The sequence below is a fragment of the Amycolatopsis sp. NBRC 101858 genome (genome assembly GCF_030269325.1).
Classification (GTDB): domain Bacteria; phylum Actinomycetota; class Actinomycetes; order Mycobacteriales; family Pseudonocardiaceae; genus Amycolatopsis; species Amycolatopsis ponsaeliensis.
The window spans coordinates 112,606-135,695 of the sequence record NZ_BSTD01000010.1 but is presented as its reverse complement, the minus strand read 5'-3'; the positions used below and the strand labels follow the sequence as shown (position 1 = coordinate 135,695).

23 protein-coding genes are annotated in these 23,090 nt (G+C 72.6%); 12 read left to right on the top strand and 11 right to left on the bottom strand.

All coding sequences use genetic code 11. The annotated features are described in order from the left end of the window. Positions 1 to 55 precede the first annotated feature (55 nt). From QSK39_RS52845 to QSK39_RS52835, 3 genes are all read left to right on the top strand, one after another. The gene (locus tag QSK39_RS52845; RefSeq protein ID WP_285485434.1) at positions 56 to 1,615 is read left to right on the top strand and encodes a glucuronyl esterase domain-containing protein; all 1,560 of its coding nucleotides are present in this window, start codon (positions 56 to 58) and stop codon (positions 1,613 to 1,615) included. Between the two features lie 94 nt (positions 1,616 to 1,709). Beyond that, complete coding sequence (locus QSK39_RS52840) at positions 1,710 to 2,600, top strand: NAD-dependent epimerase/dehydratase family protein (protein WP_285485433.1); 891 nt, start codon at positions 1,710 to 1,712, stop codon at positions 2,598 to 2,600. Next, positions 2,597 to 2,947 (top strand): darcynin family protein, encoded by a 351-nt coding sequence (locus tag QSK39_RS52835; protein WP_285485432.1) that lies wholly within the window; start codon positions 2,597 to 2,599, stop codon positions 2,945 to 2,947. Before QSK39_RS52840 ends, QSK39_RS52835 begins: the two co-directional genes overlap by 4 nt. Here the strand turns inward: QSK39_RS52835 and QSK39_RS52830 are convergent. Genes QSK39_RS52830 through QSK39_RS52805 form a run of 6 tightly spaced genes read right to left on the bottom strand, consistent with a single transcriptional unit; the run spans position 2,944 to position 8,391 of the window. After that, on the bottom strand, positions 2,944 to 3,945 hold the full coding sequence (locus QSK39_RS52830; protein WP_285485431.1) for a proline racemase family protein: 1,002 nt from the start codon (positions 3,943 to 3,945) through the stop codon (positions 2,944 to 2,946). The two genes, QSK39_RS52835 and QSK39_RS52830, sit on opposite strands and share 4 nt — an antisense overlap. Beyond that, positions 3,946 to 4,857 carry a dihydrodipicolinate synthase family protein gene (locus QSK39_RS52825; RefSeq protein WP_285485430.1) on the bottom strand — a complete coding sequence of 304 codons (912 nt, stop codon included), beginning with the start codon at positions 4,855 to 4,857 and terminating at the stop codon, positions 3,946 to 3,948. Further along, positions 4,854 to 6,314, bottom strand: coding sequence for an FAD/NAD(P)-dependent oxidoreductase (locus tag QSK39_RS52820; protein WP_285485429.1), 1,461 nt, complete (start codon positions 6,312 to 6,314; stop codon positions 4,854 to 4,856). The genes QSK39_RS52825 and QSK39_RS52820 overlap by 4 nt, the downstream gene beginning before the upstream one ends. Further along, positions 6,311 to 6,565 carry a (2Fe-2S)-binding protein gene (locus QSK39_RS52815; RefSeq protein WP_285485428.1) on the bottom strand — a complete coding sequence of 85 codons (255 nt, stop codon included), beginning with the start codon at positions 6,563 to 6,565 and terminating at the stop codon, positions 6,311 to 6,313. Before QSK39_RS52815 ends, QSK39_RS52820 begins: the two co-directional genes overlap by 4 nt. After that, complete coding sequence (locus tag QSK39_RS52810; protein WP_285485427.1) at positions 6,562 to 7,707, bottom strand: NAD(P)/FAD-dependent oxidoreductase; 1,146 nt, start codon at positions 7,705 to 7,707, stop codon at positions 6,562 to 6,564. Before QSK39_RS52810 ends, QSK39_RS52815 begins: the two co-directional genes overlap by 4 nt. 60 nt (positions 7,708 to 7,767) lie before the next feature. Beyond that, entirely contained in the window at positions 7,768 to 8,391 is a 624-nt protein-coding gene (locus QSK39_RS52805; protein WP_284742227.1) for an XRE family transcriptional regulator, read from the bottom strand. A gap of 106 nt (positions 8,392 to 8,497) precedes the next feature. Here QSK39_RS52805 and QSK39_RS52800 point away from each other — a divergent pair, with 106 nt between their 5' ends. Further along, on the top strand, positions 8,498 to 9,001 hold the full coding sequence (locus tag QSK39_RS52800; protein WP_285485426.1) for a hypothetical protein: 504 nt from the start codon (positions 8,498 to 8,500) through the stop codon (positions 8,999 to 9,001). Here QSK39_RS52800 and QSK39_RS52795 read toward each other — a convergent pair. Continuing rightward, entirely contained in the window at positions 8,990 to 9,949 is a 960-nt protein-coding gene (locus QSK39_RS52795; RefSeq protein WP_285485425.1) for a threonine ammonia-lyase, read from the bottom strand. The two genes, QSK39_RS52800 and QSK39_RS52795, sit on opposite strands and share 12 nt — an antisense overlap. Positions 9,950 to 10,038: 89 nt before the next feature. Between QSK39_RS52795 and QSK39_RS52790 the strand changes: the two genes are divergently transcribed. Beyond that, positions 10,039 to 11,556, top strand: a complete 1,518-nt coding sequence (locus QSK39_RS52790; protein ID WP_285485424.1) for a T6SS phospholipase effector Tle1-like catalytic domain-containing protein — start codon at positions 10,039 to 10,041, stop codon at positions 11,554 to 11,556. A 3-nt stretch (positions 11,557 to 11,559) separates the two neighbouring features. Here QSK39_RS52790 and QSK39_RS52785 read toward each other — a convergent pair whose 3' ends face one another. Then, positions 11,560 to 12,336 (bottom strand): Rossmann-fold NAD(P)-binding domain-containing protein, encoded by a 777-nt coding sequence (locus tag QSK39_RS52785; RefSeq protein ID WP_285485423.1) that lies wholly within the window; start codon positions 12,334 to 12,336, stop codon positions 11,560 to 11,562. Positions 12,337 to 12,416: 80 nt separating this feature from the next. Between QSK39_RS52785 and QSK39_RS52780 the strand changes: the two genes are divergently transcribed. Continuing rightward, positions 12,417 to 13,346: an AraC family transcriptional regulator gene (locus QSK39_RS52780; protein ID WP_285485422.1), complete on the top strand. Its 930-nt coding sequence runs from the start codon at positions 12,417 to 12,419 to the stop codon at positions 13,344 to 13,346. Here QSK39_RS52780 and QSK39_RS52775 read toward each other — a convergent pair. Next, on the bottom strand, positions 13,336 to 15,348 hold the full coding sequence (locus QSK39_RS52775) for a phosphocholine-specific phospholipase C (protein ID WP_285485421.1): 2,013 nt from the start codon (positions 15,346 to 15,348) through the stop codon (positions 13,336 to 13,338). The two genes, QSK39_RS52780 and QSK39_RS52775, sit on opposite strands and share 11 nt — an antisense overlap. 165 nt (positions 15,349 to 15,513) lie before the next feature. Here QSK39_RS52775 and QSK39_RS52770 point away from each other — a divergent pair, with 165 nt between their 5' ends. Next, positions 15,514 to 16,044 (top strand): MarR family winged helix-turn-helix transcriptional regulator, encoded by a 531-nt coding sequence (locus QSK39_RS52770; RefSeq protein WP_285485420.1) that lies wholly within the window; start codon positions 15,514 to 15,516, stop codon positions 16,042 to 16,044. Continuing rightward, positions 16,041 to 16,460, top strand: a complete 420-nt coding sequence (locus QSK39_RS52765; protein ID WP_285485419.1) for a nuclear transport factor 2-like protein — start codon at positions 16,041 to 16,043, stop codon at positions 16,458 to 16,460. The genes QSK39_RS52770 and QSK39_RS52765 overlap by 4 nt, the downstream gene beginning before the upstream one ends. Here the strand turns inward: QSK39_RS52765 and QSK39_RS52760 are convergent. Next, entirely contained in the window at positions 16,402 to 17,487 is a 1,086-nt protein-coding gene (locus QSK39_RS52760; RefSeq protein WP_285485418.1) for a helix-turn-helix domain-containing protein, read from the bottom strand. The genes QSK39_RS52765 and QSK39_RS52760 overlap by 59 nt on opposite strands. Positions 17,488 to 17,586: 99 nt before the next feature. Between QSK39_RS52760 and QSK39_RS52755 the strand changes: the two genes are divergently transcribed. Both QSK39_RS52755 and QSK39_RS52750 read left to right on the top strand, forming a co-directional pair. After that, positions 17,587 to 18,819, top strand: coding sequence for an MFS transporter (locus tag QSK39_RS52755; protein ID WP_285485417.1), 1,233 nt, complete (start codon positions 17,587 to 17,589; stop codon positions 18,817 to 18,819). Positions 18,820 to 18,831: 12 nt separating this feature from the next. Then, positions 18,832 to 19,605 (top strand): maleylpyruvate isomerase N-terminal domain-containing protein, encoded by a 774-nt coding sequence (locus QSK39_RS52750; RefSeq protein ID WP_285485416.1) that lies wholly within the window; start codon positions 18,832 to 18,834, stop codon positions 19,603 to 19,605. 54 nt (positions 19,606 to 19,659) lie between these two features. On the opposite strand, the gene QSK39_RS52745 is transcribed toward QSK39_RS52750, so the two are convergent. Then, positions 19,660 to 20,439, bottom strand: coding sequence for an SAM-dependent methyltransferase (locus QSK39_RS52745; protein WP_285485415.1), 780 nt, complete (start codon positions 20,437 to 20,439; stop codon positions 19,660 to 19,662). A gap of 25 nt (positions 20,440 to 20,464) precedes the next feature. On the opposite strand from QSK39_RS52745, the gene QSK39_RS52740 reads away from it, so the two are divergent. Further along, on the top strand, positions 20,465 to 21,361 hold the full coding sequence (locus tag QSK39_RS52740) for an aminoglycoside phosphotransferase family protein (protein WP_285485414.1): 897 nt from the start codon (positions 20,465 to 20,467) through the stop codon (positions 21,359 to 21,361). A 141-nt stretch (positions 21,362 to 21,502) separates the two neighbouring features. Further along, positions 21,503 to 23,086, top strand: coding sequence for a hypothetical protein (locus tag QSK39_RS52735; protein WP_285485413.1), 1,584 nt, complete (start codon positions 21,503 to 21,505; stop codon positions 23,084 to 23,086). The last annotated feature ends 4 nt before the right edge of the window (positions 23,087 to 23,090 follow it).

Sequence of the window (23,090 nt, the reverse complement as noted above, 5' to 3'; positions counted from 1 at the left end):
CGACGCAAAACGGATCTACCGTTTTCCGGGGACAATTTTCCGGAAGGAGCACCCGGTGCGGATCCGTCCTGCCCTCGTCCTGTTCGCGGCCACGCTGACCGGCTTCGGCGGCGTCGTCACGTTCGCCTCCGGCGCCGCCGCGGCGGTCGAGGACGACGGCGCCGACTGTCCCGTCTCCGTGCCGGCGTCGTGGCCCAGCACCGCGAAACTTCCCGATCCCTTCAAGAAGATCGACGGCACGCGCATCACCGCCAAGTCCGACTGGCGGTGCCGTCGCGAGGAGATCAAGAAGCTCGCCGAGCGCACGGTCTACGGTTCGAAGCCGGCGAAACCCGCGAGTGTCACCGGCACGGTGTCGAACACCGGAATCACCGTGAACGTGAGTGAAAACGGCCGCAGTGCCAGTTTCTCCGCGGGTGTCCAGCTGCCCAGCGGTTCCGGTCCATTTCCTGCGGTCGTCGTGGTCGGCGGATTCGGCGCGGACACCGCGACCATCAAGGCGTCCGGCGCCGCCGTCATCACCTACGACCCCCTCGCCGTCGGCAAGGAAGGCACCCCGCGAAACAACAAACAGGGCGCGTTCTACAGCATCTACGGCGCCTCCAGCAGCACCGGGCTGCTGGCCGCCTGGGCCTGGGGCGTGAGCCGGATCATCGACGTCGTCGAGCAGTCCGGCGGCGGGGTCCTCAAGGCGGACGCGCTCGGCGTCACCGGGTGTTCGCGGTACGGGAAGAGCGCCTTCGCGATCGGCGCGCTGGACCAGCGCATCGCCCTCACCATGCCGATCGAGTCGGGCACGGCCGGCGTCCCGATCCTGCGCGGGATCCCCGGCGAAAGCGGCTCGCAGCCGCTGAGCAACGCCTACGGGGAGCAGCCGTGGTTCGGCGACGCCTTCAGCGCGTACACCGGCAATCCCGCGTCGCTGCCGGTGGACACCCACGAACTGGTCGCGCTGGTCGCGCCGCGCGGGCTGTTCGTCATGGAGAACCCGCACATCGACTGGCTCGGCGCACGCTCCGGCAGCGTCGCGGCACTGGCCGGCGCGGAGGTCTACCAGGCGCTAGGCGCGGGCGAGAACATCAGCTACTGGTCCGACGTCCAGGACGGCACGCACTGCGCGTCGCGGCCCGAATGGCGGACACCGCTGCAGCAGAACATCCAGAAGTTCCTGCTGAAGACGGGCAGCGCGGCCGGCACCTTCCGGATCTCGGCCAAGAAGGCCGGAAACCTGGCCGAGTGGCGCGACTGGTCGACGCCGGTCCTCACCGACGGCCCCGGCAGCACGCCCCCCACCACCCCGACCACCACTCCCACCACGCCGCCGCCGGGCGGCACCTGCACGGCCTCGGCGTCGGTGAACCAGTGGACGGGCGGGTTCGTCACGACGGTCCGCGTCACCGCCGGAACCGCCGCGATCACCGGCTGGACGGTCACCGCGGCCCTGCCCGTGGGCGCCGCGATCACCTCCGCGTGGAACGCCGGGCGCAGCGGCGACACCGGCACGGTCCGGTTCACGAACGCGGGCTTCAACGGCGCCCTGTCCCCCGGCCAGTCGGTGGAGTTCGGCTACCAGGGCACCGGAACCGGCACCGGGACGACCACTACTTGCGCTTGACGCAACTGTGGGTTGCCGAAGTTGCGTGGCACGAACAGCACCGCCGCTCCTAGCTTCGTACTCGTAACGAGTATCCCGAAGAAGGAGCAGCACCATGCACGTGTTCGTCACCGGAGCGACCGGGTGGATCGGCACGGCCGTCGTCGGCGAACTGCTCGGCGCCGGGCACGAGGTCACCGGCCTCGCCCGCTCGGACGCCGCGGCCCTCAAGCTCGCCCAGGCGGGCGCCCGGGTCCGTCGCGGCGACCTCGACGACCTCGACGGTCTCCGCGACGGCGCGATCGACGCCCACGCCGTCGTCCACCTGGGCAACAAGCACGACTGGGGCAACCCGGCGGAGAACAACCGGACCGAGCGGGCCGCCATCGAGGCGATGGCGGGCGCGCTCGCCGGCACCGACCGGCCGTTCGTGCTCGCCGGCGCCCTCGCGGGCCTGGTCCGGGGCCGGCCCGCGGTCGAGACCGACGTGTCCCCGGCGGTCGGCCCGGGCTCGATGCGCGGCGGCGGGGAGAACCTCGCCCTCGAGTACGTGGACAAGGGCGTCCGGGTGGTCAGCGTCCGCTTCGCGCCGTCGGTGCACGGCGTCGGCGACCCCGGGTTCCTGGCGGCCATCACGGCGGCGGCCCGGCGGCACGGCGTGTCCGGGTTCATCGGCGATGGCGACGCCGCCTGGTCCGCGGTGCACCGCCCGGCCGCGGCCCAGGTCGTCCGGCTCGGCCTGGAAGGCGCGCCGGCGGGGTCGCGGCTGCACGCCGTCGCCGAAGAAGCCGTGACGACGCGGGAGATCGCCGAGGCGATCGGGCGCAGCCTCGACCTGCCGGTGGTGTCGGTCGCCCCGGAGAACGCCGTCGAGCACTTCGGGTTCATCGGCCGGTTCTTCGGCCTGGACATGTCCGCGTCCAGCTCCCGTACCCGCGAACTGCTCGGCTGGACGCCGTCCGGGCCGACGCTGGTCGAGGACATCGAAGCGGGGGCCTACGCGTGACCCCGACGGTGACCGCCTTCATGCTGGTCAAGACGACGCCCGAGTGGCTGGCCCTGACCGTCGAGCAGCGCATCGAAGCGTTCCGCACCGAGGTCGTCCCGGCGATCGAGGAGAAGGCGAAAGGTGTCCGTTCGCGCTTTTACGACACCGAGTTCTACTCGGCGCGCGTAACCGACGTGTGGGTGTGGGAGGCCGTCGACCACGCGGCGTACCAGCGGCTGGTCGACGCCCTCCGCGAAACTCCGTTCTGGGACCGCTGGTTCGAGGTCGCCGAGATCCTGGTCGGCGTCGAGAACGGGTACGCGAACAACTACGGCGTCGACGCGGTCGCCAGCATCACGTCCTAGAGCACGAACCCGGCCGGGAAGGGGTCGTCCGGGTCGAGGAGGTAGGTGGCCGTGCCGGTGATCCACGCGCGGCCCGAGAACTCGGGGATCACCGCCGGCACCCCGCCCACCTCGGTCTCCCCCACCAGCTCGCCGGTGAACGTCGTGCCGATGAAGGAACTGTTCTCGAACGGTGTGTGCAACGGCAGCTCGCCCCGGCCGTGCAGCTGGGCCATCCGGGCGGACGTGCCGGTGCCGCACGGCGAGCGGTCGAACCAGCCCGGGTGGATCGCCATCGCGTTGCGCGACGCCCGCGCGTCCGAGCCCGGGGCGAGGAACTGCACGTGCTTGCAGCCGCCGATCAGCGGGTCGGCCGGGTGTTTCGGCGGGCGCTGCTCGTTGATCGCGCCCATGATCGACAGTCCGGCGCTCAGGATGCGGTCCTTTGCGGACCGTTCGAACGGGATGTCCACTTGGGACAGATCGAGGATGGCGTAGAAGTTCCCGCCGTAGGCCAGGTCGTAGCGCACCTCGCCGAGGCCGGGCACGTCCACGACGGCGTCGCGCTCATGCAGGAACGACGCGACGTTGCGGAGCTTGACCCGTTCGGCGCGGCCGTCGCGAACGGTGACCTCCGCGTGCACGAGCCCGGCCGGGGTGTCCAGGCGCACCACGGTCACCGGCTCGGTCACCTCGACCATGCCGGTCTCGACCAGCACCGTGGCGACGCCGATGGTGCCGTGGCCGCACATCGGCAGGCAGCCGGACACCTCGATGTACACGACACCCCAGTCGGCGTCGTCGCGCAGGGGCGGCTGCAGGATCGCGCCGCTCATCGCCGAGTGCCCACGCGGCTCGTGCATCAGGAACTGCCGGATATGGTCGAGGTTTTCCATGAAGTACCGGCGGCGCTCGGCCATCGTGGTGCCGGGGATCGGGCCGACGCCGCCGGTCACCACCCGCGTCGGCATGCCCTCGGTGTGCGAGTCGACCGCCGTGATCGCGCGCGAGGACCGCACCTACGCCACCCCCAGCGAGGCGAGCGCGCGGCCCATGTCGGCGCGGACCTGCTCGCGCTGGGCGCCGGACAGCGGTCCCCGCGGCGGGCGGCACGGCCCGCCGTGGCGGCCCACCATGTCCATGCCGAGCTTGATGGCCTGGACGAACTCGGTGCGCGAGTCCCACCGGAACGCGGCCACCAGCGGCTCGTACAGCGCGCGGGCCTCGTCGAGCTTGCCCGCCGTGGCCAGTTCGAACAGGCGTGCCGACTCGGCCGGGAAGACGTTCGGGAAGCCGGCGAACCAGCCGGTTGCGCCCATCAGCAGGCTCTCCAGGGCGACGTCGTCGGCGCCGCTGATCACGGCCAGCTCCGGGGCGCGCTCGCGGATCTCCAGCACGCGCCGGACGTCGCCGGAGAACTCCTTGACGGCCACGATGTTGTCGATCCGCGCGATCTCGGCCAGCAGGTCGGGCGTGAGGTCGACCTTGGTGTCGAAGGGGTTGTTGTAGACCATCACCGGCAGCCCGACGGACGCGACGGCCTCGAAGTGGGCGAGGACCTCGCCGCGGTTGGCGCGGTAGAGCGTCGGCGGGAGGCACAGCACGCCGTGCGCGCCGTCTTCGGCGGCCGCTTCCGCCCACTGCTTCGCTTGGTGCGCGCCGGGTCCGTGGACGCCGACGACCACGATCCCGTCTTCGCCGACCGCTTCGATCGCGGTGCGGGCGACGCGGCGGCGTTCGTCGTCGGTCAGGGAGGAGTATTCGCCGAGGGAGCCGTTCGGGCCGACGCCGCGGCAGCCGTTCTCGACGAGCCAGCGGCAGTGCTCGGCGTAGGCGTCGTAGTCGACGGCCAGGCCGGCGGGCGCGCTGTCGTCGGGTCGGTACGGCAACGCGGCGGCGACGACCACGCCGCCGAGGTCGCGGGTGCTCATGCTGGGGTCTCCTTCGGGTCGGCGAGCTCGCCCAGGCGGATCGGCTGGGCGATCGGACGGTGGTGGCGTTCGGCGCCGCCGCAGAGCTCGGCGACGGCAGGCCCGCACATCCGGCCCTGGCACGGGCCGAGGCCGGCGCGGGTGCCGAGCTTGAGGGCGTGCGGTCCCGGCGCGACCGGGTCGTCGACGGCGCTTTTCAGGTCTCCGTAGGTGGTTTCCTCGCAGCGGCAGACGATCGTGTCGTCGCGCAGCCAGCCGGGCCAGGCGGCGCCGATGGGGTGGGCCGCGTTCAGCCGCTGCGCGAATTTCCTGGTGCGGTCACGCTCGCGCAGCAGCGCCCGGCTCGGCGTACCCCCGGCGGCGGCGCACCCGGCGACCGCGCCCTCGGCTCGCGCGGCGTCCGCACCGCCGATCCCGGTGATCTCCCCGGCGGCGAAGACAGTCGCGACGCTGGTGCGCTGGTGGTCGTCGGTGCGGACGAACCCGCCGTCGAGCACGCACCCGGCGGCGACGGCGAGTTCGGGTTGCGGCGTGAAGCCGTGCCCGACGCAGACGGCATCGACCGCATAGGTGCGTTCGGTGCCGGGCACGACGGACCAGTCCGCACGGACCCGCGCGGTGACGGCTTCGCGCACCCGAACGTCTCCGCGGGCCTCGACGACGGTGCGGCCCAGGAGGTAGGGGACGCGGTGCCGGGCGAGGGTGGCGGCGTAGCGGGCCAGTTCGCCGGCTTTGCGCATGGGGAAGCGCCATCCGTTGAGGACGGTCTTGGCGGGGTTGGTCTCCAGAACGGCGGCAACGTCGACCCCGACGCTGAGGAGCGATTCGGTGACGGGCAGCAGGAAGGGCCCAGCCCCGGCGACGAGAACGCGCTTTCCGACGGCGACCCGTTCCCCCTTGGCGAGCGCCTGCGCGGCACCCGCGGTGAAGACGCCGGGCAGCTGCCAGCCGGGGAAGGGCAGGGTGCGATCGTGCGCTCCGGTGGCGAGGACCAAGGCATCGGGTTCGAGGAGGTGGCGGGTACGACCGGAGCCATCGGCCGGGCCGCGCAGGACGTGGAGCCGGAGGCCCGCTCCACGCCTGGTGGCTGCGGGGTCGCTGACCGCGCGGGTGGCAGCCGCGGGATCGCCCGCCCCCGCATCGCCACCTGCGGGACCGTCGGCCACACGGGTGGCGATCGCGGGATCGCCCGCCGCGGGATCGCCGATCGCACGGGCGGCAGCCACGGGATCGCCCGGCGCGGCAGCTTCCAGCGCCCACACCGTGCTTTCCGGCCACCACTCGCACCGGCTCAGCACGGCATCGAAGCCGTGCGGCGTGCCGTACAACGTCCGGTGGTACTGCCCGCCCGGCGCGTCCGACTGATCCAACACCGTCACCTCGGCCCCGGCCTCCAGCGCCGCTTCGGCCGCCGCGAGCCCCGCGGGGCCGGCGCCGATCACGACCACCCTCGTCATGCCTCCTCCTCACGGGACTGCGTCCGGATCTCGTCCCCGTCGACGGCGCGACGGCGGCACGCCCGGACGTCCGGTACCCCGTTCACCGTCACCACGCAGTCGAAGCACGCGCCGATCCCGCAGAAAACACCTCGAGGCGCCCCCGAGCGCGTGGTGCGCCACGACGTCCGCCCGGCGGCCAGCAGCACTCCGGCCACCGTCTGCCCCTCGGTTCCGGCAAGTGCCTCACCGTCGACGGTGATCTCGATCATGCGACCACCGCCGGGCGGTCCACCGTGAACTCCTCCACCGGCATCGACGGCGAAGCCCCCGTCAGCAGCTCACGCAGCAGCCTCGCCGTGCCGACGCTCAGGCCGATGCCCGCGCCCTCGTGTCCCGTTGCGTGCCAAAGGTTTCCGACCCTCGGGTCCTCGCCGAGGACCGGGAGGTGATCGTCCACATAGGGCCGGAACCCGCCGTACGCGCGCATCACCGCGGCGTCGGCCAGCGACGGGAACAGCCGCAGCGCCGTGGCCGCGATGGCGCTCAGCACACCCGGCACGATCGCCTCGTCGAAGCCCACCCGGCGGCGGGACGAGCCGATCAGGATCGTGCCGCCCCGCGTCGACTCGACCACCGCGGACGTCTGCAGCTCGCCGTCGCCGGAGCCGACCGCCCCGACGTAGTCCGCGTCGTACACCTTGTGCCGCACCACCCCGGGCATCGGCGTGGTCACCAGCACCTCGCCGCGCCGGGGCCGGACCGCGATCGGGGCGCCCAGGCGCGCCGAAACCTCGCCCGCCCACGGACCCGCCGCGTTCACGACGACGTCGGCCTCGAAGACTTCACCCGGAACGCGGACCCCGGTGATCCGGCCGCCGCGGACGACGGCGCCGATCACTTCCGTGTCGGTACGCAGGCGGGCGCCGTGCGCGAGGGCCGAGCCGAGCAGGGCCAGCGTCGCGCCGGCCGGCTGGACCTGCGCGTCCTCCGGGTAGCGGACCGCGGCGGTCACCTCGCGGGTCAACGCCGGTTCGGCCGCCGCGAGCTCCACTGTGGACAGTGACTCGATACGCACCCCGGCATCGGCCTGCTCGGCGGCGAACGCCGTGAGCGCGCGGGCACCGGCTTCGGTGGTGGCCACGACGATGCCGCCCTTGGGATCGAACTCGCAGGCGTCGCCGAGTTCGGCCGCGATCTCCGGCCACAGCCGGGCCGAAAGCTGCGCGAGCCGGAGTTCGGCGCCCGGGCCCTTGTCCGACACGAGGAGGTTGCCTTCGCCGTGCGAGGTGGTGCCGCCCGCGGGCCGGCCCCGGTCGACCACCAGGACGCCGAATCCGGCGAGGCTCAGCTCCCGGGCGCACGCCGCCCCGACGACGCCGGCTCCGATCACCACCGCGCGCGTTCGGTTCATCGACCCTCCGGTGTTCGTTAAAGCGAACGATCGGAGGTTAAGTCTCGCGAGGCGGAGGTGTCAATCCTGCAAGACGGGGTGCGGCCGTCCGTCGAGGCGTTCGCCCGCCCGGTACTGGAGCAGCAGCACCGAGTGCACCGGGGCTTCGAGCGCGGTGTAGCTGTGCGGCTCGCCGGCGTCGAAGGCGACGTAGTCCCCTGGCCCGAGGTCGACCGTCCGCCCGCCGACCTCGACGCGCAGCCCACCGGTCTGGACGACGGTGTGCTCGACCCCGACGTGCCCCTGCGACCGCTGCGGCGCATCGCCGCGCACGACCTGGTCGTAAACCTCGAAAACGCTGTTCTCGGCCTCGATCCGGCGCAGCGGCCGCAGGTCGATGCCCTCGCCGCGGAGGACCTCGACGTCGGCCGCGCGCACGACGGTCAGCCCGCCGCGGGGCCGGTGGTCGAGCAGGTCGGAGATGGCCACTTCCAGCGCACGGGACAGGCTGAAGACGGTCTCGATCGTCGGGTTGCCGGTGCCGGCTTCCAGCTGCGAGAGGGTCGCCTTGCCGATCCCGGACCGCCGCGAGAGCTCGGACAGCGACAGGCCCCGCGCCGCCCGCGCCGCCCGCAGGTTGACGGCGAGCATGTCCCGGATCGACGGCTCGGCCACGGGCGTCCCGCCGTTCGGTAAAGCGTCCATCGAGCCCCGTCTCCGTTCGGTTTGCCGATCGGGCCACGGTCATGATGACACGCCGGGCGCTGTGCCAGAATCACCGCGCCCGATCACCACCCTGGGGGAACCGTCCGTGGACATCTCGTTGTCGTTCGTCTTCACGCCGGAAATGGCGAAGCGGTCGTTCCGCGCGTGCCACCCGAGCGCCCCGGTGGCCCGGTGGTTGCCGGCCGGGATCTACGTCGTGCTCGGGGTGCTGGTGCTGGCCGAAGCGCTCCAGGGTGCGACGCCCGACCCGGTCGGGTTGGGCGTCGGCGGCGTGGTCCTCCTGCTCGGCCTGGGCTGGCCGGTCCTCCAGGCGCGGCGGATCAGCCGGCGGCTGCGGTCCTTCGACGAGCCCGGGGCCACCCGGATCGTCCTGACCGACGCCGAGTACGCCGCCGAGTCGCCCGGGCGGACGATGACCCGGGCCTGGACCACCTTCACGAACGTCGCGCTGGTCCGCGGGTTCTGGGTCCTGAAGATCGAGGCCGAGGGCAAGATCGCGTTCCCGGCGGACCTCCTCGACGCCGCGCAGACGGACACGTTCCGGGCCGCCATGCGCGCGAAGGGCCTGCTGGCCGGGTCAACGGCCTAACCACCGGAAGTACGCGGGCAGGTCGACGTTGCCGCCGCAGACGATGGTGACCACGTCAAGCCCGGCGAAGCGGTCACGGTCTTCGAGGATCGCCGCGACGCCGAGGGCCGCCGACGGCTCCACCACCAGGCCCGCGTGCTCCAGGAACAGCCGCATCCCCGCGATGATCGACGGCTCCCGCACCAGGACGGCGTCGTCGGCCACGGCGAGGAGGTCGTCGAGGACCTCCGGGATCGGGAAGCGGCCGGCCACGCCGTCGGCGATCGTGTCGGCCGACTCCGTCGTGACGACGCGCCGCGCGCGCCAGGACAGGGTCATCGCCGGGGCTCCCGCCGGCTGGACGGCGATCACTTCCGTGCCCGGGGCGCGGGTCTTGAGGACGTGACCGACCCCGGTGGCCATCGCGCCGCCGCCGAGGGCGACGAGGACCGCGTCGAACGGCCCGGCGTCCGCCAGTTCGAGGCCGATCGTCGCCGCGCCTTCGCAGGTCTCGACGTCCAGGCTGTCCTCGACCAGGCGCACGCCCCGCTCCCGGGCGAGCGCCACCGCGCGGGCGCGGGCCAGTTCGAAGTCGCCGTCCACCAGCTCCAGGTGGGCACCGAGCGCGCGGATGCGTTCGAGCTTCGCCGCGGGCGCGAACCTCGACGCGACGACGGTGACGTCGATCCCCCGGCGCCGCCCGGACAACGCGAGGGCCTGGCCGAGGTTGCCCGCACTGGCGCACACGGCGGCCCGCTCGCCACGCCCGGCGAGGCCGTCCACGACGAGTTCGGTGCCGCGGCCCTTGAAGCTGCGGACGGGGTTCGCGGTCTCGAGCTTGATGCTCACCCGGCAGCCGAGCTCGCGTTCGAGGGGTTCGCAGCGGTAGAGCGGGCTGTCGAGGAAGACCGGGTCGATCACCCGCCGGGCGGCCCGGATCCGGTCGAGGTCGAGACGCGTTTCCGGCACGGTCCGCGAGCATAGTCAAATCCGACGGTATCTCCACGGCCGCGCACTGCCTCCTAATAGCATTCCGAGGGGAGCGACAGGGGGAACGGATGACGGAGCCGAACGGCACCCGGCGGCACCTGGTGGTCTGCTGCGACGGCACCTGGAACACGCCCGACCAGGAGCAACAGGGCCGGCCCGCGCCGACGAACGTCGCGCGGCTGCACCATGCCGTCGCGGACCTCGACCGCCAGCCGCGGTACTACCACCCGGGTGTCGGCACCGGGCCCGGGCTGCTCGACCACCTCGAAGGCGGGCTCGTCGGCAAGGGGCTCTCGGAGAACATCAAGAGCGCCTACGGCTGGCTCGCGCGCACCTACTCCCCCGGCGACGCGATCCACCTCTTCGGGTTCAGCCGCGGGGCGTTCACCGTGCGCAGCCTCTGCGGCATGATCCGCCGCTGCGGCCTGCCCGCGGACCTCAAGACCGCCGGCTCCACCGAGTTCTGGGCCGAGGTCGACCGGCTCTTCACCACCGGCTACCGGGCCGGGGCCGGCGAGGCGGCCGACCCGGTCCCGATCGAGTTCCTCGGCGTCTGGGACACCGTCGGCTCGCTCGGCATCCCGGACTGGCTCGGGCCGCTCAAGCTCGTCGAAGACCACGTCGGGCACCTCCCCCGGTTCCACGACACGAAACTCGGCGACCACGTCAAGCACGCCCGCCAGGCGCTCGCCATCGACGAGATGCGCGGCCCGTTCATGCCGACCCTGTGGTCGAACCTGCACGAAGTGGACGGCGGCCGCACGGCCGCGCAGGTCTGGTTCCCCGGCGACCACTGCGACGTCGGCGGCGGGCACGACAGCAGCGGCCTGTCCGACGCCGCCCTGCAGTGGATGATCGACGAGTGCCGCGCGGTCGTGCCGGACCTCGTCTTCGACGACGGGATGTACAAGCAGATCACGCCGGACGCCCAGGGCGTGCTGCACAACTCGCTCCACAGCGTGTACACGGTCCTGTGCCCGGCGCCGCGCGCCTTCCCGTTCATCGGCGCCGGTTCCGCCGGCGTCGCGCCGTCCGCGGTGGACCGGCAGGCGACGCCGCCGATCACCACGGGCCCCTACCGCGCGGGGCGTCGCCTCGAGGCCGGCGAGTCGGCGACGGTCGACGTCTACGCCGGGAAGCCGTGGAACTGGACGGGGATCTACCTCGACCCCGGCGAGTACGCGTTCGCCGCCGAGGGCACCTGGCTGAACGGGAAGATCGCGCACCACCCCGACGGCACCGAGGCCGACGCCCGGCTGGACTTCCAGGACGTGCTGCACGCGCTGGCCACGACGTCGGCCTGGCTCCAGGCCCAGCTCGCCCGGCTCAACGACGCCCACGCCCGTCCGTTCGGCGGCCGCCGCTGCGAAGCCGCGAAGTGGATGACGCTGACCGGCGCGGTGGCAGCCCCGAACCTCGACGCCCACGACGTGCAGCAACCGTACGAGGCGTTCCCGATCGGCGGCCGGCTGGAGAAGTGGGTCAACCGGGAGCCGGGGTACTTCTACGCGTTCGCCAACGACAGCTGGCTCGGGTATTCGGGCAACCGCGGCTCCGTGCGGCTGACGATCACGCGGCTCGGCTGATCGTCAGGTCCAGGAGGTCCCGGCGACGAACTCTTCGAACGACCGCGGCGGCCGGCCGAGTGCGCGCTCGACGCCGTCCCCGAGGTCGGCGCCCCGGCCGTCGCGCAGGTCCGTGAGCAGGCCGGTGAGCAGGCGGGCCACGGGAAGCGGGACGCCGTAAGCGGTTTGTCGTTCGACGAACGCCTCGGGGTCGACGTCCGCGTGCTCGATCCCCCGCCCGGCCGCCCGGGCGATCAGGCTCACCGCTTCCCCGAAGCTCACCGCCCGCGGACCGGTCAGCTCGTAGACCTCGCCGTCGTGGCGGTCGCCGGTCAGCGCCGCCGCGGCGAGCTCGGCGATGTCCTCGGCGTCGACGAAGGGCGCGCGGCCGTCTCCGGTCGGCAGGGTCAGGACGCCGTCGCGGATCCCCTGCGCCCACGGGCCTTCGCTGAAGTTCTGCGCGAACCAGTTCGGGTGCAGGATGGTCCAGCCGACGCCGGATTCGCGGACGGCCCGTTCGGCGGCGTGCAGCGGATGGCCCTCCTCGCTGGCGCGCGGCGCGGACAGCAGCACCAGCCGTCGCGCGCCCGCCGCGACCGCTTCGGTGACGAAGCGCGGCAGGCGCGGGCCGGCCTGCAGGTCGGGCTCCACGAGGTAGACGGCCGTGACGCCGTCCAGGGCCCAGCTCGAGGGGTCGCCGAGGTCGAAACCGGTGCGGCGCGACGCGATCCGGGCATGGTCGACGCGCTGCGCGACGCGGCGGCCGGTCTTGCCGGTGCCGCCGAGGATGAGGGTGGTCATGCCGTCAGGCAACCGTGGATGCGCGAGACGATCCATGGGAGAAAGTCGATGGTTCCTTTGTGATCGTCTAGGGTCGGGGAATGGACGTGCTCAGCGACCTGCTGCACCGGGCCCACGCCACGGACGCGCTGGTCCGGCAGCTGATCCAGCGGCCGCCGTGGTCGATGACCTTCGCGGACGCCCCACCGCTCACCCTGGTCGCCACGCTCGGCGGGCACGCCTTCGTCAGCCTCGGCACCGGGCCGCCGGTTCGCCTGGCCGCCGGCGACATCGCCCTCGTCTCCACGAAGGCCTACACGATCGCCGACGACCCGGGCACCGCGCCGCAGGTCGTGATCCGCGGCGCGAAGAAGTACCCGATCACCGGCACGGGCGAGGTGAATCCCCGGGCACCACGCACGTACGGCGACGGGACGCCCGGCGCCACGACGATGCTGCGCGGTGCCTACGAACTCCGCGGTGCCGTCGCCGAGCGGCTGCTGGCGATGCTCCCGCCGCTGGCGGTCGTCCCCGCCGGGCCGCGGACGCAGGCGGCGCTCGACCTGCTCGCCGCCGAGGTCGCGCGCGACGAGCCGGGCCAGGACGCGGTGTTGCGCCGGCTGCTGGACCTCGTGCTCGTCCTCGCGCTGCGGGCCTGGTGCGCCGCGACGGACACGCCGCCGGCCTGGTACCGGGCGCTGGGCGACGCCGGTGTCGGGGAAGCCCTGCGGCTGCTGCACGCCGAGCCCGCCCACCGGTGGACCGTCGCGGCGTTGGCCGCCCGGGCCGGGCTGTCCCGGGCCGCGTTCGCCGCGCGCTTCGCCCGGCTCGTCGGCGAGCCGCCGATGACCTACCTCACCGGCTGGCGGATGGCGCTCGCGGCGGATCTGTTGCGCGCCACCGAAGACACGGTCGCCGCTGTGGCACGCGCGGTCGGCTACGAGGACCCGTTCGCCTTCAGCGTGGCCTTCAAACGCCACCGCGGCGCCAGTCCCTCGGACTGGCGCCGCGCAGCGGTCGTCACTTCGTGAGCGTCGCCGGGTCGCTCGTGCTCGGCCGGCCGGTCTCCCCGTGTCCCGCCAGGCGGCGCAGGAACTTCGGGTCGCGGTCCGACGTCACCGAGACGTCGTACCAGTTGTTGCTGCGCCGGGTGTCCACGTGCTCCACGACCCGTGCGCCCGGGCGCAGCTGGTGCGTCGACGAGCAGCGGCCGTACGCGTCCGACACCGTCAGCCGCACCGTCGTGGTGCCGCTGTTGGTGAGGACCAGCGCGAGCTCCCCGCCTTCCTGGCGGACGCTCACCTCCGGCCCGGCGGCACCGCCGCGGAACTGGCGCACGAACCCGTTGGGCCCGTAGGCGGTGTAGTCGTACGCCCCGGACGCGGGCAAGGCCGCCGGGAGCGTCGTCCCGGCCCCGGCCGTGTACGTCCGCGGCTCGCCGGATGGCGTCACGACGTAGAAGGTCGCGCCCGCGCGCCCGTGGTTGGCGAACGTGACCGTCAGGGTTCCACCGGCCAGCCGGGCGTCGGCCGACAGGTCGTACGGCAGCGCCCGCGCCGGCCGCAGCCCGCGTTCCTGCTTCGGGAGCACGTTGTGCGCCGGGACCGCGGGCACGTAGTCCGGGTGCCGCACGCGGTCCGGCGGCTCGTAGCCCGCCGTGTCCGGCAACGCGGGCACCCGGACGTCGGTGCGGGCGAAGTCGAACGCCGACGTCAGGTCGCCGCACACCGAGCGCCGCCACGGCGTGATGTTGGGCTCCCGCACGCCGAAGCGCCGTTCGATGAACCGGATGATCGACGTGTGGTCGAACGTCTCCGAGCACACGTAGCCGCCCTTGCTCCACGGCGACACCACGAGCATCGGCACGCGCTGGCCGAGCCCGTACGGACCGGCCGGGTTCGCCGCCGACCCCGCGAAGATCTCACCGGTCGTGTCCACAGTGGACTGGCCGGCCGCGGCGTACGGCGGGACGACGTGGTCGAAGAAGCCGTCGTTCTCGTCGTAGGTGATGAGCAGCGCGGTCTTGCTCCACACATCCGGGTTCGCCGTCAGCGCGTCGAGCACCTGCGCGATGTACCAGGCGCCGTAGTTCACCGGCCAGTTCGGGTGCTCGCAGAACGCTTCCGGCGCGGTGATCCACGAGACCTGCGGCAGCTTGCCGGCCTTGACGTCGGCGCGCAGCCGGTCGAAGTAGCCGTCGCCGGCCTTCGCGTTCGTGCCGGTGCGGGCCTTCTCGTACAGCGCGTCGCCGGGCTTCGCGTTGCGGTAGGAGTCGAAGTACAGCAACGAGTTGTCGCCGTAGTTGCCGCGGTAGGCGTCCTCGATCCAGCCCCAGCCGCCGGCGGCGTCGAGGCCGTCGCCGACGTCCTGGTAGATCTTCCACGACACCCCGGCCTGCTCCAGCCGCTCGGGGTAGGTCGTCCAGGAGTAGCCCTTCTCGTCGTTGCCGAGGACCGGCCCGCCGCCCTTGCCGTCGTTGCCCGTGTACCCGGTCCACATGTAGTAGCGGTTCGGGTCGGTCGAGCCCATGAACGAGCAGTGGTAGGCGTCGCAGATCGTGAACGCGTCGGCCAGCGCGTAGTGGAACGGGATGTCCTCGCGCGTCAGGTACGCCATCGTGGTCGAGCCCTTCGCGGGCACCCACTTGTCGTACTTGCCGCCGTTCCACGCCGCGTGCGTGTCGTTCCAGCCGTGCGGCAGGTCCTGGATGAACTGCAGGCCCAGGTTGTCCGCTTCGGGGCGGAAGGGCAGGATGTCGCGCTTGCCGTCGGACTGCGCCCAGACGGACTTGCCGGAGGCCAGCGTCGCCGGGCGCGGGTCGCCGAAGCCGCGGACGCCGCGCAGCGTGCCGAAGTAGTGGTCGAACGACCGGTTCTCCTGCATGAGGACCACGATGTGCTCGATGTCCTTCAAGGACCCGGTGCGCCGGTGAGCGGGGATTTCGGCGGCGCGGGCGATGCTGGTGGAGAGGGCGGAAAGGGCGGCGGTGCCGCCGGCCAGCTGCAGGAAACGCCGTCGGTTGACGTCCGTCATGAGGACTCCGGGGGTGTCGTGGTGGAGAGCCGGGTCAGTATGTGCGGGACTTCGAGAACCTGTGCCGGGCCCGAGGCTAACGCCGGGCGAAACCCTGGTAAACGACTGCGGACGGACATGATCTTGACACGAATACGGAAGTACGTACTAATGTAGTACTTCACTATGAACGACGTATTCGCTCGTGACCCGAACGACCTCCTCTACTCCCCCGACACCCGCGGCGCGCTGGCCGGGTTCACCCGCGGCGAGGACACCGGCGTGCTCGAAGCCGCGGCGGCGGTGCGCGTGGCCGCACGGAGCCTGGACCAGCTGCGGGCCCACGGCACCGACAGCCGCGGCCTCAGCCCGGGCGCCCTCGACCTCCTCATCCGGCTGAGCAGCGCGGAAGCGAACATCAAGGACCTGGCCGCGTCCGCCGGGGTCAGCTCGCGCAACGTCACCGGCCTGGTCGACACGCTCGAGCGCGCCGGGCACGCGGTGCGCGTCCCCGACCCGCGCGACCGGCGGTCGGTCCTCGTCCGGATCACCGACGACGGCCGGACGTGGCTGGAGGAGTTCCGCCGTCCGTCGCAGCTGGCCATGGCGGCGCTCTTCCGCGGCTTCACCGCCGCCGAAACGACCCAGCTGCGCCACCTCTGCCTGCGTCTCGCCGAAAACCAGCAGCACCTCGCCCGCTACCTGGAGGACCGATGACCACCCGTGAGACCGTCCAGGCGTATTCCCGCGCCCGCTTCGCCGGCGACGTGACCGCCGCGGCCGCCCAGCTCGCCGGCACGTTCACCTTCCGCAGCCCGATGATCAGCTCCGACGACGCCCGCGGCCACCTCGCCGGCCTCCGCGGGTTCGTCAGCGTGGTCACCGGCGTCGACCTGCTGAGCGAGCTGTACGGCGAGTCGGAGGCGACCCTCGTGTACGACGTGCACACGGCGACCCCGGTCGGCACCCAGCGCACGGCGGAGCACTTCCGCTTGCGGGACGGGAAGATCGAGGCCATCACGCTGATCTTCGACGCGACGCCGTGGCACCCGGTCATGGCGGCGGCCGGGCGGCTCAGCGCAGCACGGCCGCCAGCAGGTCGGACCCCAGCGCCGTCAGATCGGGGACGTTGACGGCGTACCGGACGTACCGGCCCTGCCGCCGGGTCGTGAGCAGGCCCGCGCGGCGCAGGACGGCGAGGTGGCGGGAGACCTCCGGAGGCGAAAGCTCCCAGGCGTGCGCCAGCTCGCCGGTGGTGTGCGGGCCGCGGGCCAGGGTGCGCAGCAGCCGCAGCCGGACCGGGTGCGCGAGCGCCTCCAGCCGCAGCGAGACCGTTTCCAGCGATACCGGCTCCGGCACGCTCGCCGCGGCGACGGGGTACTGCACCACCGGCTGCCACCCGGGCGCGTGGACCGCCACCAGGTGCGGGCGGCCGAAGACGCTGGGGAGGAAGGTGACGCCGGTGCCGTGGGCCGCGGTCGCGTTGTCCTGCAGCTTGTCCACGACGATGCAGGTGCCGTCCGGCGCCAGGGCCACGGCGCCGGAGACCGACGCGAGTGCCGCCCCGAGGCCCTGGCGCTTCAGCATGTCGTCCTTGAGACGCAGGTCCGTGGCGAGCTGCCCGGCGACGCCCGTCCAAGCGGCGTCGAAGAAGGCCTCGGCGCACTGTTCGAGGGTGTCCCGGACCCGCGCCCGCACGGCCGCGGGATCCGCGAGCAGCCGTTCCGCGAAGGCCTCCTGGAGCGCACCGCGGGCCTGGGCGAGGTCCAGGGCCCGCTCGCGCGCCGTCGCGTCGGCGAGCGGTGACGGTGCGCCGAAGTGGACCCGGTTGCTGCCGCACGTGGTGATGAGCGCGGCGGTGACGTAGGTCTCGTCGTCGATCCGGTCCACGTCGTCCAGTTCGCCGGCCAGCGTCGGCCGGGGACGAGCGGGGACCAGGAAGTCGGCTCGCGAGGAACGCCAGAGGAACTCGGCTTCCCGGAGCCGCTCGGCCAGCTCCGGCCGCAGCCCGGCCCAGACGTCCGCGGCCCAGCCGGCGAGCTGCGGGTGGTGCCCGGGTTCGGCCAGGACGTGCAGCATCGCGGTCAACTCGGCCAGCGGCGAAACGGCGAACCGCAGCCGTCCGGCCGGCAACCCGCCGATGTCGATCCTCAACGTCACGCCCTCATCATCGCTGTTCGGACGGCCGACGACCGCGTCGATTGACGGTGTCCGTCAATCGACGTGGCAAGGGCGGCGGCCGAACGCACCGTGGACGCCATGACCACCACGATCCGGCCCCGCGCCCTCGTCCGCGCCTCCGGCGGCCCCCGCTACGCCGTCGCGCTGGTCGTGGACGCGCTCGGCACCGGGATGCTGCGGCCCTTCCTGCTGCTCTACGGGGTGACGGTGCTGAGGCTGTCCGCGTCGATCACCGGCGTCGCCATGACGGTCGGCGTCGTCGTCGGGCTGGTGTGCATGCCCGCGGTGGGCCGGTGGCTGGACCGGGGCGCGCGCAGCACGGTCGTCGCGGCCTCGATGCTGGTGCGGGTCCTGGGCGTTGCGCTCCTGCTGGCCGCCCCGGCGGGCCACGTCGGGCTGTTCACGACGGCGTCGCTGTTCCTCGGCATCGGCAACCAGGCGTGGCCGGCCGCCCACGCGGCCCTGGTGGCCACGGTCGCCCACGGACGCGAACGCGACGCCGCGCTCGCGGGCGGCCGCGCGCTGCGCAACGCCGGCCTGGGCGTGGGTGCGCTCGCCGCCACCGCGTGCCTGGCGGGCGGCACCACCGCGTTGCAGGCGCTGGCGGCCGTCACCGGGCTCGCCTACCTCGCCGCGGCCGCCTTGGCGTGGTCGGTCCACGTGCACGCGCAGCCGGCCGTCGCCCGTGCCGCAGTCGACGAGCCCGCACCCCGGATGCGCGCGCTGCTGGCCGCCAACGTGGTCTACGTCTTCTGCCTCAACGTCCCCGAGATCGCGGTGCCGCTGGTCCTGGTGACGCAGCTGCACGCGTCCCCGGTGTGGTCGGCGGCGATCTTCGTGGCGAACACGGTGCTGGTGGTCACCCTGCAGGTGCCGGTCACCGTCCTGCTGTCCCGCTTCGCCCGGCGGACCGTGCTGGCGCTCGGCGGCGTGGTGCTCGCGGTGTCCTACCTCGGCTTCCTCGTGGCGACGTCGCTGGGACCCGGCTGGGGTCCCCCGGCCGTCGCCGCGGTGTCGGTGGTCTGCACGATCGGCGAGATCGTCTACGCGGGCAGCGCCACCGCGCTCGTCACGGCCCTCGCCCCGGCCCCGGTCCTGGGTCGCGCCCTGGCCCGCTTCCAGCTTTCCACGGGCTTCGGCCTCGCCGTTTCCCCGGCGGTCATCACGACTCTCGCCGCCCACGGCGCGGTGGCCCTCTGGGGCAGCCTCACCGCCGCGACGCTGGCGTCCGCCTCCGCCGTCGCCACTGAGAAGAATCAGGGAAGGCGTTCGCCCGGCGAAACTCGCTACCCGGCGGCCGGAGCGCCGTGATACACCACCGAAGTGCCCGAAACTGTGGAGTTCCCCGAGGTTCTGCGCCTGATCGAGGACCGCTCGGCCGCATTCCGCGCCGCGATCGCGTCCGCCGCCGACCTCGACGTCCAGGTCCCGGCCTGCCCGGACTGGACGCTGCGCGAACTGGCCCAGCACCTCGGCGACGGCCGCCGCCGCCAAGCCGCCATCGTCGCGGCGGGCCCGGGCGCCGAGCCCCCGGCGAAGACGGACCCGAAGGGCGCCCGGTCCGCACCCCGCGACCCCGAAGCCCTGGACGCGTGGCTCGCCGAGTCGACCGAGCTCATGCTCGCCGAGCTGCGCGCGGCCGGCCCGGACCGCGGCTGCTGGACGTGGTGGGGCCGTTCGCAGGCCCCGCAGACGAGCGGAGCCGTGGCCCGCCACCAGCTCCAGGAGATCGCCGTCCACACTTACGACGCCCAGTTCACCCAGGGGGCCGCACAGCCGCTCCCGACGAACGTCGCGGTCGAGGGCGTCGACGAGTTCCTGACAACTGTCTCGGCGACGAGCGTCCCTTGGCCGTTCAACCCGGCGACGATCGACCTGCGCACGAACGAGGGCCGCGCGTGGCGCTTGACCCTCAACACCATCGGAGTCCGCTGCGACGACCTCGCGGCCGACGCGGAGCCGGGCGACGTGGCAATGCGAGGGGCAGCGAGCGAACTGGTCCTTTGTTTCTACGAGCGCGTCGGGCTAGACGGCCTGGAGCTCACCGGCGACATCGAGCCGGTGGAGCAGTTGGCAGGCTGGAACCCGGACGCGTAACCGCGCTACCAGGGACCAAACGTCAAGGGCAGGTGGATCCGGGATACGGGCTGGCTACGGCGGCGACGCCTGGGCCGAGTGGGGTGCGCGTGCCGTGGCCAGGACACGGCGCAGCCCGTCGAAGGTTGCCAGCACTCGTTGTGCCTCGTCCTGCATCGACCGCACCGCAGGATCATCACCAGCCTCAACGGCGAGGGCTTCCTGCCACAGGGTTTGCTCGGCCAGACGCCACGCCGGCCTGTCGACGACCTCGACAGCCACGAAACCGGCGCGCGGCAATTGCCTGCCCAGATCCAGCTGCCGCAGCCGCGGCGACAAGCGCCCGTCATCCGCGTCGAGGGCTTCCCAGCACGTGACGACCACACGTCCGCCGGGACGAAGAATGCGACGACACTCCCGCAACGCCTCCGGCAGCGGCTCGGCGAACTGGAGGGAATCAACGACGAGCACGGCGTCGGCCGACGCCGTGCCCAGTCCCGTCGCGGTCAGCTCACCCACCCGGAAGTCGGTTCGATCCGTCAGCTCCAACATCCGCGCCCGGCGCCGGGCGTGGTCGATCGCGACCGCTGAAAAGTCGATCCCGACAACCCGGCAACCACTCCGTCGCGCGATCTCAAACCCGAACCCGCCGCGACCGCACGCCAGATCCACCAGCACCCGTCCGGCACGCAGGCCAAGCGCCGCCACGACTTCATCGAGCCCGGCTCCACCCAGCAGACTCGTGGACTGCAGATCCGGCGGAAGCCCCAGTACCCGCCGCACCAGCTCATCGGCCACCGGCGACTCGACCCGATCCGCGTACCAGCTGTCGAACTCCTCAGCGCTCCTCGCCACCTTGCGACCATCTCACATCCCCCAGGTGCGAAACTGCCTGCGTGGACATCGAAAAAGCCCGGCCGGGTTGGTGAGTCGATTCGGTCCCGAAGCCGCAGGATGGCTCGACAAGGTTCCGGCGCTGGCCGCGCGGCTGGCATCCCGGTGGGGCCTCGTGCTCGGTGAACTGTTCGCGAGCGGAGCGTCCTCGGTCGTCATGCGATGCCAATGGCCGGACGGAACGCCGGCGGTGCTCAAGCTCAGCCCGGATCGGGCGCTGTTGAGCAGGCAGGTGGGGATGCTGCGCGCGTTCGCATCCTCGGGCCGGGTGCCGGCGATGTTGTCCGTGGACGTCGAGGCGGGCGCGATGGTGCTGGAGGAGGTCCGGCCCGGCACCGAGGCTGGAGATCTTGCGCAGGCGTCGTTGCCGTCGCGGTGGGGAGAGTTGCTTTCCGCGCTGCACGCGGTGGCCGTGCCCGCGCGCTGGCCGTGGGATCTGCGCGGCCGGTGTGAGGAAGCGTTCGCCCGGATCGGCCGACGGCTGGCCGAGCCGGCCATCGGCGCCCGGATCGACCCGGCGACGTGGCGGCGGGCGATCGAACGCTGCGAGGCGCTGCTGGAGACACAGGCCCGGCTCGTGTTGTTGCACGGCGATCTGCACCTCGGAAACGTCCTGGACGGCGGCCCGTCGCGCGGTTTGGTCGCGATCGATCCCAAGGCGTGTATCGGAGATCCCTGCTTCGACGCCGTCGACTACGTGGTGACCGGCGCCGAGCACGAGGGCGTCGAGGTCCGCTGCCGGCGGCTGGCGGCCGCGTGCGGCCTCGATGGTGACCGGCTCTACGCCTGGAGCCGGGTCATCGCTCCGATGTTCGCCATCGCCTATCTCACCTACGGCGGTCCAGAACCGGCGACCGACGAACTCCTCGCCCTGGCCCGGTGATCACCATACGAATGTCCGCTCATGCCGCCGAGTGGTCGTCATCTGGCTGCTGCCACTGAATCGTCGCGGAGTCAGAACGTCTCCGTGCCGCGCGGCACGCTCACCTGCAGCCAGTACCTGGCCGAGTACTAGATTCCGAGCATGCGACTATCCGAGGCGGAACATCAGCTCGTCGAGGCGGTGGCGGCAGGCCGGCAGCTCGACTTCGCCGACGCGCCTGACCGCACGGTTCGCGCCGACGTGCTCCGCGACCTGCTGCTCGGGAAACTTGTCGACGCCTTGGATCCGCGTGGCGTCCGATTGTCCGGTGCGGTTGTCACCGGGTCGCTGGACCTGGCCGATGTGCGGAGCGAGAGCCCGCTGGTTCTCGTCGCCTGCGAGGTGCCCGAGCCACTGGTGCTCCGCCGGGCCCGCCTTGCCGGGCTGACCCTCGACGGCTGCACGGTCGAGCACATCGACGCCGACGAGCTGCACTCCGCCGGTCCGGTGCTCCTGGACGGGATCCGCTGCGCCGGCGGGATCAGCCTCGCGTATGCCGACGTCGGCGGCGCGCTGTCCCTTCAACGGGCCTGGCTGGAGACCGGCCCGCGGGTGGCGGTCAAAGCGGACGGCATCACGGTCGCGGGCAACGTCGTGCTCACCAACGGGTTTCACGCCGACTCGGCCTGCCAGGAGGGCACGGTCCGATTCCCGGCGGCCCGGATCGGCGGCCAGCTCCGGCTGACCGGCGCCGTGCTGCGCAACGACGGTGGCGGACCTGCGCTGCTGGCGGACAGCGCGCAGGTCGCAGTCAGCATCATCCTCACCGGACTGCGGGCGACCGCCGACAGCGGCGCCGCGGTCCGGCTGGTCCGCACGCAGACCAAGAGCATGCTGTACCTCGACGACGCCACAATCGAGAACCCCGACGGGGTCGCGTTGAACGCGACCGCGGTGCAGGTGGGCGCGGACCTCCGCCTGGGCCCGGGACTCCGGACGTCCGGCGCAGCGGCCTTCCCGGGCGCGCATGTGAAGGGGCAGTTGCGCGTGGCGGACGTGCGGCTCGCCGGCGGCACGCCGCGACTGGACCTCACCGAGGTGACGGTGGACGGCCCCATCTCGCTGCCGGTCGGCGAACTGGTGAACGCGGACCCGGCGTTCCGGATCGCCGTGGACGGATTGACCTACCGCCGCGTGCCGTTCGCGGCATCGGTCGACGAGTGGCTGGCGCTGCTGCGCCGGCACACGCCCGGGTACACCGCCCAGCCCTACCAGCAGCTCGCGGCCGTGCACCGGGCGGCGGGCCACGAGCGCGACACCAAGCGGATCCTGATAGCGCAGCAACGCGACCTCGGCGAGCGCGGCCAGCTGGGTGGGTTCGCCGCACGGCTGCGGCACCGCGCGAGCGGGTTCCTGCTCGGTCACGGCTACCGCCCGACCCGGCCGCTGGCAGGGTTGTTGGCGACGTTACTCCTCGCCTGCGTGCTCGTCCTGGGCGCCGACAATGACACCGCCGTGCGCGCAGCAGACGGCGTGAAGGCGTGCACCGTCACCGAGCATCTGGCCATGGCTGCCAACCTCAGCATTCCCGTGGTGCGGCTGGCAAGCCAGCGTCAGTGCGAGTTCGTGCCGACGACTCCGGCCGGCCAGTGGTACGTCGTCGCAGGCTGGATCGTGACCTTGCTCGGCTGGGGCTTCGCAACACTGTTCGTGGCTGGTTACACCGGACTGGTCAGGAAAACGTGACCGG